The sequence below is a fragment of the Myxococcus sp. AB025B genome (genome assembly GCF_006518215.1).
Lineage (GTDB): Bacteria > Myxococcota > Myxococcia > Myxococcales > Myxococcaceae > Myxococcus > Myxococcus fulvus.
On the sequence record NZ_SRLW01000662.1, the window covers coordinates 1 to 918 of the forward strand.

Here is a 918-nt window from a genome sequence, read left to right on the forward strand (position 1 = left end):
GGTCAAGTCCCGAATCGTGTGTAGTTGGTTCGGAGGGGGTTCGGGGGAGGAATGCTCCTTGGCGGGGTCATGCAGCGGTGTCTGAGTTTGACTTCAGCAGGGACATATCGAGGTAGCGGCGGTCGTCCCAGACGCCGGTAACTTCCAGGGCGACAGCGGTGATGAGGCGCAGGGCGCTGGCGCGGTCAGGGAAGGCACCGACACCCCGGATGCGGCGCTTCACCTCGCCATGGAGGCGCTCCAGGCCGTTGGTGCTGCGCAGACGCTTCCAGTGGGCCTTGGGGAAGGCGAAGAAGCAGGTGGCGGCGGCGAAGCCCTGGCGCAGGCACTCCATGGCCTCGGGCACCTGGCGCCCCAGGCCCTCCTGGAGGGCCTCCATTCGCTTCCTGGCCTCCTGGAGGGTGGGCGCCTCGAAGATGGCCGACGTCTCTTTGCCCAGCCTCCCGCGCAGCCTCCAGGGGGCCTTGGCGAGCACGTTGCGGGTGAGGTGCACCGTGCAGCGCTGCAACTGCGCCTCGGGCAGGGCCTGTCGGGCCGCCGCGGCCAGGCCCGCGTGCCCGTCGGCGATGACGAGCCTTACGCCCGTCAGCCCCCGCTCCAGCAGTTGGCGCAGCAGCTCCAGCCACGACTCCTGCGACTCGCTGCCGCCCAGAGTCACGGCCAACAGGTGCCGGTGCCCATCCTCTCCCACGCCGTAGGCCACCAGGGCGGAGACGTTCTGCACCGTGCGCGCCCACCGTGCGTCCAGGAAGGTGGCGTCCAGGTAGAGGTAGGGGAAGGCCTGGGTGAGCGGCTGGGTGCGCAAGCCCTCCACCTTCTCTTCGAGGGACTTCGTCACCCGGCTCACCGTCGAGCGCGAGACGTCCTCGCCCATCAGCGCCCTCGTCACCTTGCCCATCTTCCGCGTGGAGACGCCCT

General features: G+C 69.5%; 1 protein-coding gene. It reads right to left on the reverse strand.

Going from position 1 to position 918, the window contains the following annotated elements; genetic code table 11:
- Window positions 1-67: 67 nt before the first annotated feature.
- A partial coding sequence (locus FL311_RS43375) for an IS256 family transposase (protein WP_141331885.1) occupies window positions 68-918 on the reverse strand: 851 nt, incomplete at its 5' end.